Here is a 15,453-nt window from a genome sequence, read left to right as displayed (position 1 = left end):
GCCGTCATTGCGAGGTGCGAAGCGACGAAGCAATCCGGACTGCCTCCCAAGAACGCCCCTGGATTGCTTCGCTTCGCTCGCAATGACGAAAGAAAGGAAAACTTCAGATGCTTAGAGAAATCCGCCCCGCCATCGTCCTCTTGCTGGCGCTCACCGCCATCACCGGCCTTGCCTATCCGCTCGCGATGACCGCCATTGCCGGCACGTTGTTTCCCGTGCAGGCGCAGGGCAGCCTCATCGAGAAGGACGGCAAGGTGATCGGCTCCGCCCTGATCGGGCAGGAGTTCAAGGACGACAAGTACTTCCATGGCCGTCTCTCGGCGACGCTTGCGCCGGACCCGAATGATTCGACCAAGACCGTGTCGGCGCCCTACAACGCCGCCAATTCGGGCGGCTCCAACCTCGGCCCGACCAGCAAGGCGCTGGCCGACCGGCTCAAGGAAGATGTGGACAAGCTCAGGGGCGAGAATCCGAACGCGGCCGTGCCGGTCGACCTGGTGACGACCTCGGCCAGCGGCCTCGACCCTGATATCTCGCCGGATGCGGCGCAATTCCAGGTGCCGCGCGTGGCAAAGGCGCGGAATCTGCCTGAGGATCAGGTCAAGCAGCTCGTGACCGCCAACACCGAAGGCCGTCTGCTCGGCCTGCTCGGCGAACCCAGGGTTAACGTTCTGGCGCTGAATCTCGCGCTCGATCGCATGGCCGCGAAGTAGCAGTCTAGGCTCGCGGCGCGCAGATGATTATATTGGCGAGATGGTCCGAGAGCGCCGCGATCCCGAACAACGTCCCTCTCCCGAAGCGCTGCTGGAAGCCGCGCGCCGGGAGGAGAGTGCGAGCGGCAAGCTGAAGATCTTCGTCGGCGCCGCTCCCGGCGTCGGCAAGACCTACGAGATGCTGCAAAGCGCCCATGCCAAGCGTAAGGCCGGCATCGATGTCGTGGTCGGGTTCGTCGAAACCCACGGCCGCGCCGAGACCGAGGCACTGGTGCGCGGCCTCGAAGTGATCCCGCGCAAGAGGCTGGAGTACCGTGGCCAGATTGTCGAGGAGATGGATCTCGATGCGGTGATCGCGCGCCGGCCGCAGATTGCGCTCGTCGACGAGCTCGCCCACACCAACGCGCCCCTTTGCCGCCATCCCAAGCGCTATCTCGACGTCGAGGAATTGCTGTCCCACGGCATCGACGTCTACACCGCCGTCAACATCCAGCACATCGAGAGCCTGAACGACGTTGTCGCCCAGATCACCCATGTTCGGGTCCGTGAGACCGTGCCGGATTCGGTATTTGACCGCGCCGACGCGATCGAGCTGATCGACCTGACGCCAGACGATCTGATCCAGCGCCTGAAGGAGGGCAAGGTCTATGTGCCCAAGCAGGCCGAGCGGGCGCTGGAGCATTATTTCTCGCCGGGCAATCTCACCGCGCTGCGTGAGCTCGCACTGCGGCGCACCGCCGAGCGGGTCGACGAGCAGCTGCTCACCCACATGCAGGCCAATGCCATTGCCGGTCCCTGGGCTGCGGGCGAACGCATCCTGGTCTGCGTCAGCGAGGATCCACGCGCCGCTGGCCTCGTGCGCTACACCAAGCGCCTGGCCGACCGGCTGCATGCGCCGTTCACCGCGCTCTCGATCGAGACGCGGCGCTCGCTGCAATTGTCCGACCAGGAGCGAGACCGGCTGGCCGATACGCTGCGACTGGCGGAATCGCTTGGCGGCGAGGCGCTGACGATTCCCGCGGTCGGCCGCCGTATCGCCGATGACGTCGTCAATTTCGCGCAAGGCAATAACGTCACCCAGATCGTGATCGGCAAGTCGACGCGCTCGCGCTGGTTCGAGATGACGCGCGGCTCGGTCGTGCACGACCTGGTGCGCCGCGCCGGCAACATTACCGTCCACGTCATCGCCGGCGACGAGATGCCCGGCGAGGCCGCGCCCAAGACTGCGGTGCAGACCGCCGCGCGGTCGGAGCCGTTCGATCCGCTGCCCTATCTGAAGGCGCTCGGGATCGTGCTGATCGGCCTCGGCGCTGCCGAGTTGATCCAGCCCCGTTTCGGCATCGAGAACGTCGATCTCGTGCTGCTGACGGCGGTGGTCGCGGTTGCCGTGCGCTATGGCCTATGGCCGTCGCTGCTGGCGACAGTCGCCGCCTCGCTGTCCTACAATTTCTTCTTCCTACCGCCGATCTACACCTTCACGATCACCGACCCGACCAACGTCGCCGCCTTCGTGCTGTTTATGGTGGTGGCGATGATCGTCTCCAATGTCGCCGCGCGCGTGCGCACCCAGGCCGACGCCGCCATCGGCCGGATCAGGATGACCGAGCAGCTCTACGCTTTCAGCCGCAAGCTCGCCGGCACCGCGACGCTCGACGACGTGCTGTGGGCGACGGCTTACCAGATCGCGTTGATGCTGAAGGTCCGGGTCGTGCTTCTGCTGCCGGAAGAAGGCTTGCTCACGGTGAAATCCGGCTACCCGCCCGAAGATGACCTCGACCAGGCCGATCTCGCCGCGGCCAATTGGGCCTGGAGCAACGACCGCCCCGCCGGTCGTGGCTCGGATACGTTGCCGGGTGCAAAGCGGCTGTTCCTGCCGATGCGGACCGGGCGCGGCCCGATCGGTGTCATCGGCATCGACAACGACCGCACCGGCCCGCTGCTGACGCCGGACCAGCGCCGTCTGCTCGATGCGCTGGTCGACCAGGGCGCGCTCGCGATCGAGCGCGTGCTGCTGGTCGAGGATATGGACCGGGTCAAGCGCACCGTCGAATCCGAGCGGCTGCGCTCGGCGCTCCTGACCTCGATCTCGCACGATCTGAAGACGCCGCTTGCCTCGGTGCTGGGAGCGGCCTCGACCATGCGCGATCTTGCCGGGGCCTTGTCCGACACCGAGAAGCGCGACCTGCTGGCCACCGTCATCGACGAATCCGAGCGGCTCAACCGGTTCATCGCCAATCTGCTCGACATGACCAAGCTCGAATCCGGCGCCATCGTCCCCAACTCCGCGCTGCACGATCTCGGCGAGATCGTCGGCAGCGCGCTGCGGCGCGCAGCCAAGATCCTCAACGGCCACAAGGTCGAGCTGGTGCTGGCTGCCGATCTGCCGATGCTCCAGCTCGATGCCGTGCTGTTCGAGCAGGTGCTGTTCAACCTGCTCGACAATGCCGCCAAATATTCGCCGCTCGACACGACGGTCTCGATCCGCGGCCGGCGCGACCGCGATCATGTCGTGCTCGAGATCGTGGACGAGGGGGCGGGGATTCCGCCCGACGAACTCGACAGTGTGTTCGACAAGTTCTACCGCGTGCAGAAGGGCGATCATGTCCGTCCCGGCACCGGGCTCGGCCTCGCCATCTCCCGCGGTTTCGTCGAAGCGATGCGCGGCACGATCTCGGCCGCCAACCGCAGCGACCGGCGCGGCGCTGTCCTTACCGTCCGTCTTCCCGTTCCGGCAGAGAGCCGCACATTGGATACCGCCGCATGAACGCTGCGCCGATCAAGGTCCTGGTCATCGACGACGAGCCGCCGATCCGCAAATTGCTGCGGATGGGGCTGACGACGCAAGGCTACGAAATCCTGGAGGCGTCGAACGGCAAGATCGCGCTGGAGAAGCTCGAGGAAGCGCCGGCGCTGATCATTCTCGATCTCGGCCTGCCCGACATTCAGGGGCATGAACTGCTGCGCACCATCCGCGCCCGCGACGAGGGGGTGCCGATCGTGGTGCTGTCGAGCCGGGGCGACGAGGCCGGCAAGGTGCAGGCGCTCGATCTCGGCGCCGACGATTATCTGACCAAGCCGTTCGGTATGGACGAGCTGTTGGCCCGCCTGCGCGCCGCGCTGCGCCACCAGCTCCAGGTCAAGGGCGAACGTCCGGTGTTCCGCACCGGAGATATCTCGGTCGATCTCGTCCGCCGCATCGTCAAGGTCGGCGACCGCGAGGTGAAGCTGTCGCCGAAGGAGTATGACCTGTTGCGCGTGCTGGTTCAGCATGCCGGCAAGGTGCTCACGCACAGGTTCCTGCTGAAGGAGCTGTGGGACGAACTGACCGACGCGCAATATCTGCGCGTCTATGTCCGCCAGCTCCGCCAGAAAATCGAGGCCGATCCGGAACGGCCGCAATATGTGCTGACGGAAACGGGGATCGGGTACCGGCTGAAGGCGGGGGATTGACGTTCCACGGACCGTAGGGTGGGCAAAGGCGCAAGGCGCCGTGCCCACCATCTTTCAGTGATTCCAAAGAGAGAAGACGTGGGCACGCTTCGCTTTGCCCACCCTACGATGTCTGTCATTCCGGGGCGCGCGCCAGCGCGAGCCCTGAATCCATTTCTCCGCCCGTCACGCTTGGCATGATGGATTCCGGGTTCGATGCTGACGCATCGCCCCGGAATGACGAGCTAGCCCGCCTTCCGATGCCTCGCCGTCGACCGGTGCGCCTTCTTCGCGGCGCGATGTCGCCCGGTCGCACGGCGCGCATGAGATTTCGCTGCCGCCTTCTTGCCGCCGCGTCCCTTCAGGCTCTGCTTCAGCGCGTCCATCAGGCTGACGACGTTGCTGGGGCGCTCCTCGGGCTCGGGCAGCTCGATCGTCTTGCCGCTGGCCTTGCGCTTCACCAGCGCCTTCAGCGCGGTCTCGTATTCGTCCTTGAACTTGCCGGGGTCGAAATGCGCCGCCTTGGTGCGCAGGATGTGGCCGGCGAGCTCGACCATGTCCTTGGTGATCTTCGGGCTCTTGATGTCGTCGAAGAACTGGTCCTCGTCGCGCAGCTCGTAAGGAAAGCGCAGCGTGGTGCCGAGCAGGCCTTTGCCGAACGGCTCGATCGCGATGATATGCTCGCGGTTGGTGAGCACGATCTTGGCGAGCGCCACGCGGTCCTGGTCCTTCATGGCGTCGCGGATCACCGCGAAGGCGTCGACCGCGGCCTTGCCGTCGGGCGCGATGTAATAGGGATGGTTGAGATAGCGCTGGTCGATCTCCTCGCGCGGCACGAAGCTCTCGATGTCGATGGTGTGGTTGCTCTCGATCTGGACCGCCTCGAGCTCCTCCGGCTCGATCTCGACGTACTTGCCCTTGCGTAGTTCGTAGCCGCGGCCTTTCTGGTCGCTCTCAACGACGTCGCCGGTCTCGGAATCGATCATCTGTTGCTTGAGCCGGTTCCCCGTCTCGCGGTTGATCAGGTGAAACCGCGTCTTCTCCGCCGCCGTGGTCGCGGGGTAGAGCACGACCGGGCAGCTGACCAGCGACAGCTTCAACGTTCCCTTCCAATAGGCGCGCGGGGCCATTCCATTCTCCAGCGTTTTCAAGGCGTTTTGGAACCCCAACCCTCCCACAGGGTTTTGGTTCCGGGCGGGACTTTGGCCGTGATAGGCTCAATGCCGAAAGAGAAGCGGGACCGGTCGTGCTGCAAAAACTCTCCACTTACCGACAGAAGCGTGATTTCGAAAAGACACCCGAGCCGTCGGGCAAGACCGCGGTAGCGCCATCGCAGCAGCGGCGCTTCGTGATCCAGAAGCACGATGCGAGCCGGCTGCACTACGACCTCCGGCTCGAATTCGACGGCGTGTTCAAGTCCTGGGCGGTGACCAAGGGCCCCTCGCTCGATCCGCATGACAAGCGCCTGGCGGTCGAGGTGGAGGATCATCCGCTCGACTACGGCGATTTCGAAGGCACGATTCCGGAAGGCCAGTATGGCGGCGGCACGGTGATGCTGTGGGATCGCGGCTATTGGGAGGCCGAGGACCCCGAAGCCGGATTCAAGAAGGGCGATCTGAAGTTCACCCTGCATGGCGACAAGCTGCAGGGCAGCTGGGTGCTTGTGCGCATGCGCAACCGCGGGGGCGAAAAGCGCACCAACTGGCTGCTGATCAAGCACCGCGACGAATATGCCCGCGAGGGCAAGGACAACGACATCCTCGACGAGGACAAGTCGGTCGCCTCCGGCCGGGCGATGGAGCAGATCGCCGAAGGCAAGGGTCGCGCGCCAAAGCCGTTCATGCTGGCGAAGGGCGCCAGGGCCAAGGCCGATGCCGTCTGGCAGTCCAACCGTGCCGAGGACGCGAAGGGGCGCACGGTCAAGCCGGCACCGCGCGCGGCGTTGAAGGCCGGCAAGATCCCCAAGGCCAAGGCGGCGAAGAAGGCCACGACGGCGACCAATGCGAAGAAGGTCGCTGAGATGCCGGACTTCGTGGCGCCGCAACTCTGCACGCTGGTCGAGCGGCCGCCGGCCGGCGAGGGCTGGTGCCACGAGATCAAGTTCGATGGCTATCGCGTGCAGCTCCGGGTCGAGGACGGCGAGGCAACGCTGAAGACGCGCAAGGGTCTCGACTGGACCGGCAAGTTCGGCGCCATCGCCAAGGAGGCGGCCGCGCTGCCGGACGTGATGATCGACGGCGAGATCGTCGCGCTCGACCACAACGGCGCACCGAATTTCTCCTCGCTGCAGGCTGCGCTGTCCGATGGCAAGACCGAGGAGCTGATCTTCTTTGCCTTCGACCTGCTGTTCGCCGAAGGGGAGGATTACCGGCGGTTGCCGCTCGGCGAGCGCAAGGCGCAGCTGAAGCAGCTGCTGGAAGCCCGCAAGCGGAAATCGACCCAGATCCGCTATGTCGAGCATTTCGAGAGCGGCGGCGATGCCGTGCTGCAATCGGCCTGCAAGCTCGAGCTCGAGGGCGTGGTGTCGAAGAAGCTGGATGCGCCGTATCGTTCGGGGCGCACCGAGAGCTGGGTCAAGTCGAAATGTCGCGCCGGCCACGAAGTGGTGATCGGCGGCTACAAGACCACGAACGGCAAATTCCGCTCGCTGATGGCCGGCGTGCAGCGCGGCGATCATCTCGCCTTCGTCGGCGTGGTCGGCACCGGTTTCGGCGCGGACAAGGTCAAGCACATCATGCCGTCGTTGAAGGCGATGGCGGCCAAGGAAAGCCCGTTCGGCGGCAAGAATGCCCCGAAGAAGACGCGCGAGGTGCACTGGCTGAAGCCGGAGCTCGTCGCCGAGATCGAGTTCGCCGGCTTCACCGCCGACGGCAATATCCGCCAGGCCGCGTTCAAGGGGCTGCGGCAGGACAAGCCGGCCAGGGAGGTAGAGGCGGAGAGGCCCGTCGATACGGAGCTTGCCGAACCTACAGCCGGGAAGCGAGCTGCGAAGACAGCCAAGCGATCCAAGGACGCCGGCACCGCGGAGGTGATGGGCGTCATCATCTCCAAGCCGGACAAGGAGCTCTGGCCTGATGACGGCGAGGGTGCTCCCGTCACCAAGCTCGATCTCGCGCGCTATCTCGAAGCCGTCGGCGCGTGGATGATCGTGCACCTGAAGGGCCGTCCGTGCTCGCTGATCCGCGCGCCGGACGGCATCAAGGGCGAATGCTTCTTCCAGCGCCACGCCATGCAGGGCACGTCCAACCTTCTGGAGCTCGCGCGCGTCTCCGGCGACCGCAAGCCTTATCTGCAGATCGACCGGATCGAGGGACTCGCGGCCGTGGCGCAGATCGGCGGCGTCGAGCTGCATCCCTGGAATTGCGCGCCTTATGCCTATGACACGCCGGGCCGGCTGGTGTTCGATCTCGATCCGGCGCCGGACGTCGCGTTCACCGACGTGGTCGAGGCGGCCAGGGAGATGCGGCAGCGGCTCGCCGACCTGGGCATGGAGAGCTTCTGCAAGACCACCGGCGGCAAGGGCCTGCATGTCGTGGTACCGCTGCTTCACGGCGCCCGCGACAAGGTGAGCTGGAAGGAGGCCAAGGCCTTTGCGCAGGGCGTTTGCCAGTGGATGGCCGACGATGATCCCGGGCGCTATCTGCTCAACATGTCGAAGAAGCTGCGCGAGGGAAAGATCTTCCTCGACTATCTCCGCAACGACCGCATGTCGACGGCGGTGGCCCCGCTATCGCCGCGGGCGCGAGTGGGTGCCACGGTATCGATGCCGCTGACCTGGTCGCAGGTGAAGGGCGATCTCGACCCGAAGCGCTATACGCTGCGGACCGTGCCGGGCCTGCTGTCGCGGTCGAAGGCGTGGCAGGGTTATGACGACGCGGCGACACCGATCAAAGCCGCCATCAAGAAGCTCGCGGGGAAGACGTAGGGTGGGCAAAGCGAAGCGTGCCCACGATCTCTTTCGAGACGATGAACAGGTGGGCACGGCGCTGAGCGCCTTGCCCACCCGACGACATCGTGGATGCCGCTAGATCCGGCCCATCAACAGCAGGATCAGCAGGATGACGATGACGAGCCCGAGGCCGCCGCCGCCGTAATAGCCGGTGCCGTAGAACGGGCCGCCGCCGATGCCGCTGAAGCCGCCGAGCAGGGCGATCACGAGAATGATCAGAATGATCGTACCGATAGACATGCGAATTTCCTCCAGCCCTTCCTTGAAGGGTCCTTGCAACCTGTCCCGTTGTGCGGAGGCAACTTGCCGCAGGTTGTAAAGTTCCCGCATTGAAACACGGTTGGCGGATCAACTTGCATGGAACCTTTGTGCAGACGGACGGCGTTGACTATGTGAGGATCAGTCACTGTAGGGGGAGGGCCATGTCAGCACCGCTTGTCGTTTCAATTCCGCACCGTCTCGGCCGCGAGGAGGCGGTGCGCCGCCTCAAGACCGGGCTCGGCCGAGCCGCGGCCAGCATTCCCGTAATGCAGGTCGAGGAGGAGCGCTGGACCGGCGACAGCATGGCGTTCCGGATTCGCGCGCTCGGGCAGATTGCGACGGGGCAGGTCGATGTCGGCGACGATCAAGTCCGGGTCGAGGTGGTGCTGCCCTGGCTGTTGCAGCGCTTTGCCGAGATGGCGCAGGCCACGATCAAGAAGCGCGGGCAGTTGCTGCTGACCAAGGATGGGGGGAAGTAATTTCAGGCGCGCACGCGCTGTCGCGCCGGCCTGATGGCGCTTGCCGTGCGGGCTTCGCTGACGAAGGCGGGAAAATCCCGGAACGCCTGCGCCAGCGGCAATTCACCATTGGCAAGGCCGGGCACGGTGTAGCCGGCCAGGTCGATGGTGGCGTCAAAGCTCTCCGGCGCGGGCCATCCCCGGCCCGCTTGCGTGAGCGGCGCGAAGTGACGCCCGACCACGACGATCGCCGCGCTGCGGCCATGGCGGCGGGCGAAGGCGACGACATGGTCCGCATCGGCGCCGTGCACCGCCAGCGGCTGGTAATCGCCTTGAGCGAAGACGTCGGCGAGCGCATTGCGCAGCTCGAGAAGACGCCGTGTCCAGGCCAGCTTGATCAGGCCGTCCGGCCAGCGCGTCATGAGGCCGCTCCAGTCCGGGTCGTCCAGCGAGTTCAGCCCCGCCTGCCGCGCGCCAAAGTCGACCGGGCGGCGGTTGTCGGGGTCGACCAGCGACAGGTCCCAGAACTCGGTGCCCTGATAGAAGTCGGGCACGCCGGGCAGCGTAGCCTTGAGGGTGAGCTGGCTCAGCGAATTCAACGTGCCGAGCAGTGCGACGCGGCGGGCCAGCGTTTGCAGCGCCTCCAGGAATTCGCCTGACAATGTGGGGTCGAGGATCTTGTCGATGAAGCTCTTGATGCCGCTCTCATAGGCTTCATGCGGGTTGAGCCAGCTGGTCTCTTCCTTGCCCTCGCGCGCGGCCTTCAGCGCATAGGCCTGGATACGCTCGACGAAGCCGGCGTCGATCGTCTCAACCAGCGGCCAGGCGCCGAGCAGGGTCTGATACAGCATGTATTCGAACGTCGCCGAGGGCGCTCGGTAATTGCCCTCGAGCGTGAGGTGCGGCGCGTTCAACACCTTCCAGCGCGAAACCGCGCTGGTCCACTCGCCCGGAATTTCGCTGAGCGCTGCGATTCGCGCGCGGGCATCCTCGCCGCGTTTGGTGTCATGCGTGGCGGTTGCCGTCATTCCCAGCGGCCATTCCCTGGCGCGGGTCTGCATGGTCTGGTGGAAGGCGGAAACCGTAAGACCGTTGCTGGCGGGATCGCCGCCGACCTCGTTCAGCGCGAGCAGGCGGTGGAATTGATAGAATGCGGTGTCCTCCAGCGACTTCGCCATCATCGGCCCGGTGAATTGCTGCACCTTCAGCGCGAAGCGGCGCACCCGCGGGGCGCTGTGCGGAGGGCGGCCGGACTTGAGCAGGTCCATGGTCAGGGCATCGCGCAGGAAATCGAAGATGCCTTCGTCCGCGGCGAACCATTCCGCGCGGGCGTGCGCGATGGTGTCGTCGATCAGCTTGCGGTCGGAGGCCGTCGGGCTGCTGTTGGTCAGATAGGTGCGGTACACCGGGAAATGCAGCACATAGAGTTCGAGCGCCTGCCGCAGGCTGTCGGCGGAGAAATCGCGGGTGGAGTAATGCCCGTTGGCGATCCGCGCGAGCAGGCGCGTCAGCACGGTGAATTCACTGGTGAGCAGCGTCTCCAGCACGCGCCGCTTGGCGTCCTTCACATAAGGCGCAAGCCGCGGTGGCCGGTTGCTGACCTGCCGCCAGGTCTCGTCCAGCGCCGCCATGCCCTTCTCATCGACCAGGACCTGGGAAATGACGTTCATCCATTCATAGCCGGTGGTACCCTGGACGCCCGCGAAGTGCGGCAGCCGTTCGTGCTCGCACAGGATCTTCTCGATCACCGTGTAGAACGGCTTGGTGTTGCCCTGCGCGTCGCGCACCAGGCGGCGCAGCCGCTGGCAATATTGCGCGGGGTCGCGCAGGCCGTCGATGTGATCAAGCCGGATGCCCTGCAGCTTGCCGTCGGCGATGAGCTGCTTCACCAGCCGGTGCGTGGCGGCAAACGTGCCGGGATCCTCGACGCGCAGACCGGCGAGTCCGTTGACGTCGAAGAAGCGGCGATAATTGATGTCGCTGGAGGCGAGCCGCCAGTGCCCAAGCTTGTAATGCTGCCGCTCGAGCAGGTGATGTAACGCCAGCGTCTGCGCGGGACGATCCTTGGCGGCACGATAGGCGGCAAGACCGCGCGTGATGATCCCGGCGGCGCCCGCAATTTCCTTGAGCTCGGCCTTGAACGCGGGGGCTTCCTTGCGGCTGGGACGGCGCAGTCCGGTGTAGCGCGCCGCGAGCGAGAGCAGGCGTTTGCCCGCTTCCGTCTCCGCGGCATCCGCGTCCTTCACGATCATGCGCAGCATCTCGCCGTACCGCTCCGGCGCGATCGGCAAGCGATGTTCGAAATACCAGGCGGAGAGGCTGCCCTGATCCGGATCGTAGCGGAGCTCGATCTCTCCGCCCTCCAGCGCTTCGCCGTAGGACTTGCCGAGGATCGGCAGCAGCACGCCGCCGCGGGCGCGATAGGGCAGCAGGTCCCAGTCGATGTCGAAGGAAACGGCGTGGGGCGAGGCCTGGCCCCATTCCAGCACGTCGAGCCACCACGGATTGTCGGCGAAATGCACGCCGACATGGTTCGGCACGAAGTCGATGATGAGGCCGAGGTCGTGCGCCTTGAGTGCCTCGCTCAGGCGTGTGAAATCGGCTTCGCCGCCGAGCTCCGGATTGAATTGGCTGTGATCGACAGTGTCGTAGCCGTGGGTCGAACCCTTGCGCGCCTTCATCACCGGCGAGGCGTAGAGATGGGTGATCCCCAGTGCCTTGAGGTAAGGCACGACGGCGGCGGCCTTGTCGAAGCCGAAATCCGCGGTGAGCTGGAGCCGGTAGGTCGCAAGCGGAATGGCAGGAGGCATGCTAACCTCCGAGATGCCAGACCACTGACCAGGGCTGCAGCCGGTCGCCGCTTGCCTCTCCCCAAATCGGCGTGCCCATGGCAGCTTCGGGACGCGCGATCTCCTTGTCCGAGAGATTGGCGAGGAGCCGCAGCGTCATGCCGTCGCCCATGCGCCAATGCGCGGTGAGCAGGCCGTTGTCGGCCGCCTCGGCCTCGCCGAAGCTGGCCCCCTTCAGCCGCGGCATGATCTGCTTGCGGCGCAGCGCGAGCAGCTCTCGGACCAGCGCAAGCCGCGCGTCCTGCTGCGGCGTGCGGCCGGTCCAGTCGAGCACCGCCGATTGCAGCGTCGCGGGATCGAGCGGGTCGGGCACTTCGTCGCCGTATTTTTCGTAGGCCCACGCATATTCCTGCTTGCGCCCCTTGCGGACGGCGTCGGCGAGCCCGCCCTGGAAATCGCAGAAGAACGGGAAGGGCACCGTCGAGCCCCATTCCTCGCCCTGAAACAGCATCGGCACCATCGGCGCGAGCAGGGTCACCGCGAGCGCTGCTTCGATCTGCTGCGGCGATGCCAGGCTTTCGAGCCGGTCGCCGAGCGGGCGGTTGCCGATCTGGTCGTGGTTTTGCAAGAAGTTGACGAAGGTCGCCGGCGGCAGCTGACCGCTCGGCTCGCCGCGCGGCTTCTTGCCCCAGAACTCCGAGACCTCGCCCTGATAGACGAAGCCTGACGCCAGCGCACGCGCCAGATCGAGGCGCGGCGTTTGATAATCCGCATAATATCCGGCGAGCTCGCCGGTCAGCATCACGTGCCAGACGTGGTGATAATCGTCGTTCCACTGCGCGCGATATTTGCCGTTCGGCGGCTCCTGTGCGGCGTCGAGCAGGCTGGCGCGATTGTCGCCGTTCTCCAGCACGAGGTGGATGTGGCGTCCGGTCGCCTTGGCGAGCTCGCCGGCGGCAACGCTGAGGTCCTGCAGCATCGACTGCTCGCCGGGCACCGCCATGATGTGATTGGCGGCATCCAGCCTCAGGCCGTCGAAACGGTAGTCGCTGAGCCAGCACAGCGCATTCTCGACCGCGAACGCGCGCACCTGCGGCACGCGATAATCGATCGCGCTGCCCCAGGGCGTGTGCGCATCGGTGAAGAAGGCCGGCGCATAGCGGCCGAGATAATTCCCCTCCGGGCCGAAATGATTGTAGACGACGTCGAGGAACACCATCAGGCCGCGCAGATGCGCCTCGTCGATCAGCGTCTTCAGGTCTTCGGGGCGGCCATAGGCGCTGTCGGGCGCATACCATAGCACGCCGTCATAGCCCCAGCCGCGGCGTCCTGCGAAATCCGCCAGCGGCATCAGTTCCAGCGCGGTAATGCCGGTTGCGGCGAGATGATCGAGCTTGTCGATCATGGCGCGGTAAGTGCCTTCGGAGGTGAAGGTGCCGACATGGGTCTCGATCAGCACCGTCTCTTCCCAGGGACGGCCGCGCCAATCGCGCGCGCGCCATGAAAAGCCATCGTGATCGATCACCTCGCTCGGGCCGAACACGTCGTCGGGCTGGAAAGCCGAAGCCGGATCGGGCACGTCGATCTCGTCGTCGATCCTGAACTTGTAGGGGCTGCCGGCGGCGAGGCCGGCAATCTCGGTCACGTACCAGCCATCCTGCCGGCGCTGCATCGCGTGTCGTCGGTCGAGCAGGAGGTCGACACGGCGCGCGCCAGGCGCCCACAGGCGGAACGACACGCCGTCCTTCGTCGGCTTCGCCCCGAAGGATGGCCTCATAGCGCCCCCGCGAAGGCGAGCACGGAGCGCGGCGGCGCCTTGCTGTCGCTTCCGGGCGGGAAGTCGATCGTGTTCAGCTTGGCATCCGTCGTGTTCAGGATCTGCTGCCAGCTCTTGTACTCGGTCATCTTCGGCAATTTGAATGCGATCTCTTCGGGGGCGGCGTTCAGTACGATAAAGATCGCGGCTCCGCCGGGTTCCATCGGTCCCATCACGTAGGAGAGGAATCTTCCCTCCGGGAATTTCCAGTCGCTCTCCGTCATCTCGTCGCCGGCAGGCGTCAGCCACAACGCGCCGTAGGAGACGCCGTCGGCGGGGCGGCCATCGAGCCAGCGGTGGCTGCGAAGCTGCGAGAACCGGCGGCGGATCTCGGCGAGATGGGCGACGAAATCGACCATGTCGTCCCCCTCCTTGCCGAGATTGGCCCAGCCGACCCAGCCGATCTCGTTGTCCTGGCAATAGGCGTTGTTGTTGCCCGATTGCGAGTTGCCGACCTCGTCGCCGGCGAGGATGAGCGGAACGCCCTGCGCCAGCATCAGGCAGGCCAGCACGTTCTTGCGAAGCTGGCGGCGCAGGCCGAGGATCTGAGGATCGTCGGTCGGTCCCTCCACACCGCAATTGTTGCTGTGGTTGTCGTTGGAGCCGTCGCGATTGTCCTCGCCGTTGGCCTCGTTGTGCTTCTCGTTGTAGCTGAAGAGGTCGGCGAGGGTGAAGCCGTCGTGCACGGTGATGTGGTTGATGCTGGCGCGCGGCCGCCGTCCGTCATGGTTGAACAGGTCGGACGACGCCGTCATCCGGCTGGAGATGTCGCCGATCAGGCTGCCTTCACCGCTCCAGTAGCGGCGCATGGCGCTGCGATAGCGATCATTCCATTCCGACCATTGCGAGGGGAATGCGCCGACCTGGTAGCCGCCGAGGCCGAGGTCCCAGGGCTCGGCGACGAGCTTGACGGTCGCCAGCACCGGATCCTGGCGAATTGCAGTCAAAAACGAAATGCCGCGATCGAAGCCGTTGGGCCCACGCGCCAGCGTGGTGGCGAGGTCGAAGCGGAAGCCGTCGACATGGCAGACCTCGACCCAGTAGCGCAAGGAGTCCATCACCATCTGCAGCACGCGCGGGTGAGTGAGGTTCACCGACGAGCCGCAGCCGGTGAAGTCGTCGTAATAGCGCGGGTTCTCGCGGTTCAGCCAGTAATAGGAGGCGTTGTCGATGCCGCGATAGCACAGCGTCGGTCCGAGATGATTGCCCTCGGCGGTGTGATTGTAGACGACGTCGAGCATCACCTCGATGCCGGCATCGTGCAGGCGGGCCACCGTGGTGCGGAAGGAATCGAGCGCATTGTCCTGGGCGTAGCGCGGCTCCGGCGCGAAGAAGGACAGCGTGTTGTAGCCCCAGTAATTGGCCAGCTTCTTCTCCACCAGGATGCGGTCGTCGACGAAGCTGTGCACCGGCAGCAGCTCGACCGTGGTGACGCCGAGCTTCTTCAGATGCTCGATCATCGCCGGCGAGGACAGGCCGCCATAGGTGCCGCGCAAATTCGGCGGCACGTCGTCGCGCTTCTGCGTCAAACCCTTGACGTGAGCCTCGTAGATGATCGTGTCTTCCCAGGGGATGTTGGGACGGATCTCGCGGCGGCCCCAGTTGAAGGTCTCGTCGACCACGACGGCCTTGGGCATGCCGCGCGCGTTGTCGCGCCGGTCGAAGGACAGGTCCTCGCGCGGGCTTCCGGTGCGATAGGCGAAATGCGCATCGCTCCAGACCAGGCGTCCGGCGAGCCGCTTGGCATAGGGGTCGAGCAGCAGCTTGTTGGCGTTGAAGCGATGGCCGTGCTCGGGCTCGTAGGGGCCGTGCACGCGATAGCCGTAGAGCTGCCCGGGGGAGACGTCGTTGAGATAGCCGTGCCAGACGTCCTCGGTCTTCTCGGGCAGCTCAATGCGCTCGAGCTCGCGGCGGCCTTGCGTGTCGAACAGGCAGAGCTCGACCTTCTGTGCGTTCGCGGAGAACAGCGCGAAATTGGTGCCGCGTCCGTCCCAGCTTGCGCCGAGGCGTGCAGGCGATCCGGCAGTCAGGCGCATGT

General features: G+C 65.5%; 10 protein-coding genes. 5 read left to right on the top strand and 5 right to left on the bottom strand.

Annotated features, from left to right (window positions below):
• Positions 1-107 precede the first annotated feature (107 nt).
• From AC066S_RS32385 to AC066S_RS32375, 3 genes are read left to right on the top strand one after another with little or no spacing between them, the layout of a single operon-like run.
• Positions 108-713, top strand: coding sequence for a K(+)-transporting ATPase subunit C (locus tag AC066S_RS32385; RefSeq protein ID WP_478271528.1), 606 nt, complete (start codon positions 108-110; stop codon positions 711-713).
• 40 nt (positions 714-753) lie between these two features.
• Positions 754-3,477: a DUF4118 domain-containing protein gene (locus AC066S_RS32380; protein WP_478271527.1), complete on the top strand. Its 2,724-nt coding sequence runs from the start codon at positions 754-756 to the stop codon at positions 3,475-3,477.
• Positions 3,474-4,163, top strand: a complete 690-nt coding sequence (locus tag AC066S_RS32375; protein WP_478271526.1) for a response regulator — start codon at positions 3,474-3,476, stop codon at positions 4,161-4,163. Before AC066S_RS32380 ends, AC066S_RS32375 begins: the two co-directional genes overlap by 4 nt.
• A gap of 224 nt (positions 4,164-4,387) precedes the next feature.
• On the opposite strand, the gene ku is transcribed toward AC066S_RS32375, so the two are convergent.
• Entirely contained in the window at positions 4,388-5,272 is an 885-nt protein-coding gene (ku, locus tag AC066S_RS32370) for a non-homologous end joining protein Ku (RefSeq protein WP_478271525.1), read from the bottom strand.
• A 116-nt stretch (positions 5,273-5,388) separates the two neighbouring features.
• Here ku and ligD point away from each other — a divergent pair, with 116 nt between their 5' ends.
• On the top strand, positions 5,389-8,067 hold the full coding sequence (gene ligD / locus AC066S_RS32365) for a DNA ligase D (protein WP_478271524.1): 2,679 nt from the start codon (positions 5,389-5,391) through the stop codon (positions 8,065-8,067).
• Between the two features lie 99 nt (positions 8,068-8,166).
• On the opposite strand, the gene AC066S_RS32360 is transcribed toward ligD, so the two are convergent.
• On the bottom strand, positions 8,167-8,331 hold the full coding sequence (locus tag AC066S_RS32360; RefSeq protein ID WP_018318514.1) for a DUF3309 family protein: 165 nt from the start codon (positions 8,329-8,331) through the stop codon (positions 8,167-8,169).
• Between the two features lie 182 nt (positions 8,332-8,513).
• On the opposite strand from AC066S_RS32360, the gene AC066S_RS32355 reads away from it, so the two are divergent.
• A complete protein-coding gene (locus tag AC066S_RS32355) occupies positions 8,514-8,831 on the top strand; it encodes a polyhydroxyalkanoic acid system family protein (RefSeq protein ID WP_126255122.1) in 318 nt (105 codons plus the stop codon).
• Between the two features lie 2 nt (positions 8,832-8,833).
• On the opposite strand, the gene treY is transcribed toward AC066S_RS32355, so the two are convergent.
• Genes treY through glgX form a run of 3 tightly spaced genes read right to left on the bottom strand, consistent with a single transcriptional unit; the run spans position 8,834 to position 15,451 of the window.
• Positions 8,834-11,620, bottom strand: a complete 2,787-nt coding sequence (gene treY, locus AC066S_RS32350) for a malto-oligosyltrehalose synthase (protein ID WP_478271523.1) — start codon at positions 11,618-11,620, stop codon at positions 8,834-8,836.
• A gap of 1 nt (position 11,621) precedes the next feature.
• Positions 11,622-13,376 carry a malto-oligosyltrehalose trehalohydrolase gene (gene treZ / locus AC066S_RS32345; protein ID WP_478271522.1) on the bottom strand — a complete coding sequence of 585 codons (1,755 nt, stop codon included), beginning with the start codon at positions 13,374-13,376 and terminating at the stop codon, positions 11,622-11,624.
• The gene (glgX, locus tag AC066S_RS32340) at positions 13,373-15,451 is read right to left on the bottom strand and encodes a glycogen debranching protein GlgX (protein ID WP_126255125.1); all 2,079 of its coding nucleotides are present in this window, start codon (positions 15,449-15,451) and stop codon (positions 13,373-13,375) included. Before glgX ends, treZ begins: the two co-directional genes overlap by 4 nt.
• Between the last annotated feature and the right edge of the window lie 2 nt (positions 15,452-15,453).

This window comes from Bradyrhizobium sp. CFUWI, assembly GCF_056429085.1.
Note: the sequence above shows the minus strand (reverse complement) of the source record. Positions and strands in the feature narration are given on the sequence as shown.

Excerpts from the sequence above, each read along its gene's own strand:
- AC066S_RS32385 (WP_478271528.1), top strand. The coding sequence starts at position 108 with ATGCTTAGAGAAATCCGCCCCGCCATCGTCCTCTTGCTGGCGCTCACC.
- AC066S_RS32380 (WP_478271527.1), top strand. The coding sequence starts at position 754 with ATGGTCCGAGAGCGCCGCGATCCCGAACAACGTCCCTCTCCCGAAGCG.
- AC066S_RS32375 (WP_478271526.1), top strand. The coding sequence starts at position 3,474 with ATGAACGCTGCGCCGATCAAGGTCCTGGTCATCGACGACGAGCCGCCG.
- ku (WP_478271525.1), bottom strand. The coding sequence starts at position 5,272 with ATGGCCCCGCGCGCCTATTGGAAGGGAACGTTGAAGCTGTCGCTGGTC.
- AC066S_RS32360 (WP_018318514.1), bottom strand. The coding sequence starts at position 8,331 with ATGTCTATCGGTACGATCATTCTGATCATTCTCGTGATCGCCCTGCTC.
- AC066S_RS32355 (WP_126255122.1), top strand. The coding sequence starts at position 8,514 with ATGTCAGCACCGCTTGTCGTTTCAATTCCGCACCGTCTCGGCCGCGAG.
- treY (WP_478271523.1), bottom strand. The coding sequence starts at position 11,620 with ATGCCTCCTGCCATTCCGCTTGCGACCTACCGGCTCCAGCTCACCGCG.
- treZ (WP_478271522.1), bottom strand. The coding sequence starts at position 13,376 with ATGAGGCCATCCTTCGGGGCGAAGCCGACGAAGGACGGCGTGTCGTTC.
- glgX (WP_126255125.1), bottom strand. The coding sequence starts at position 15,451 with ATGCGCCTGACTGCCGGATCGCCTGCACGCCTCGGCGCAAGCTGGGAC.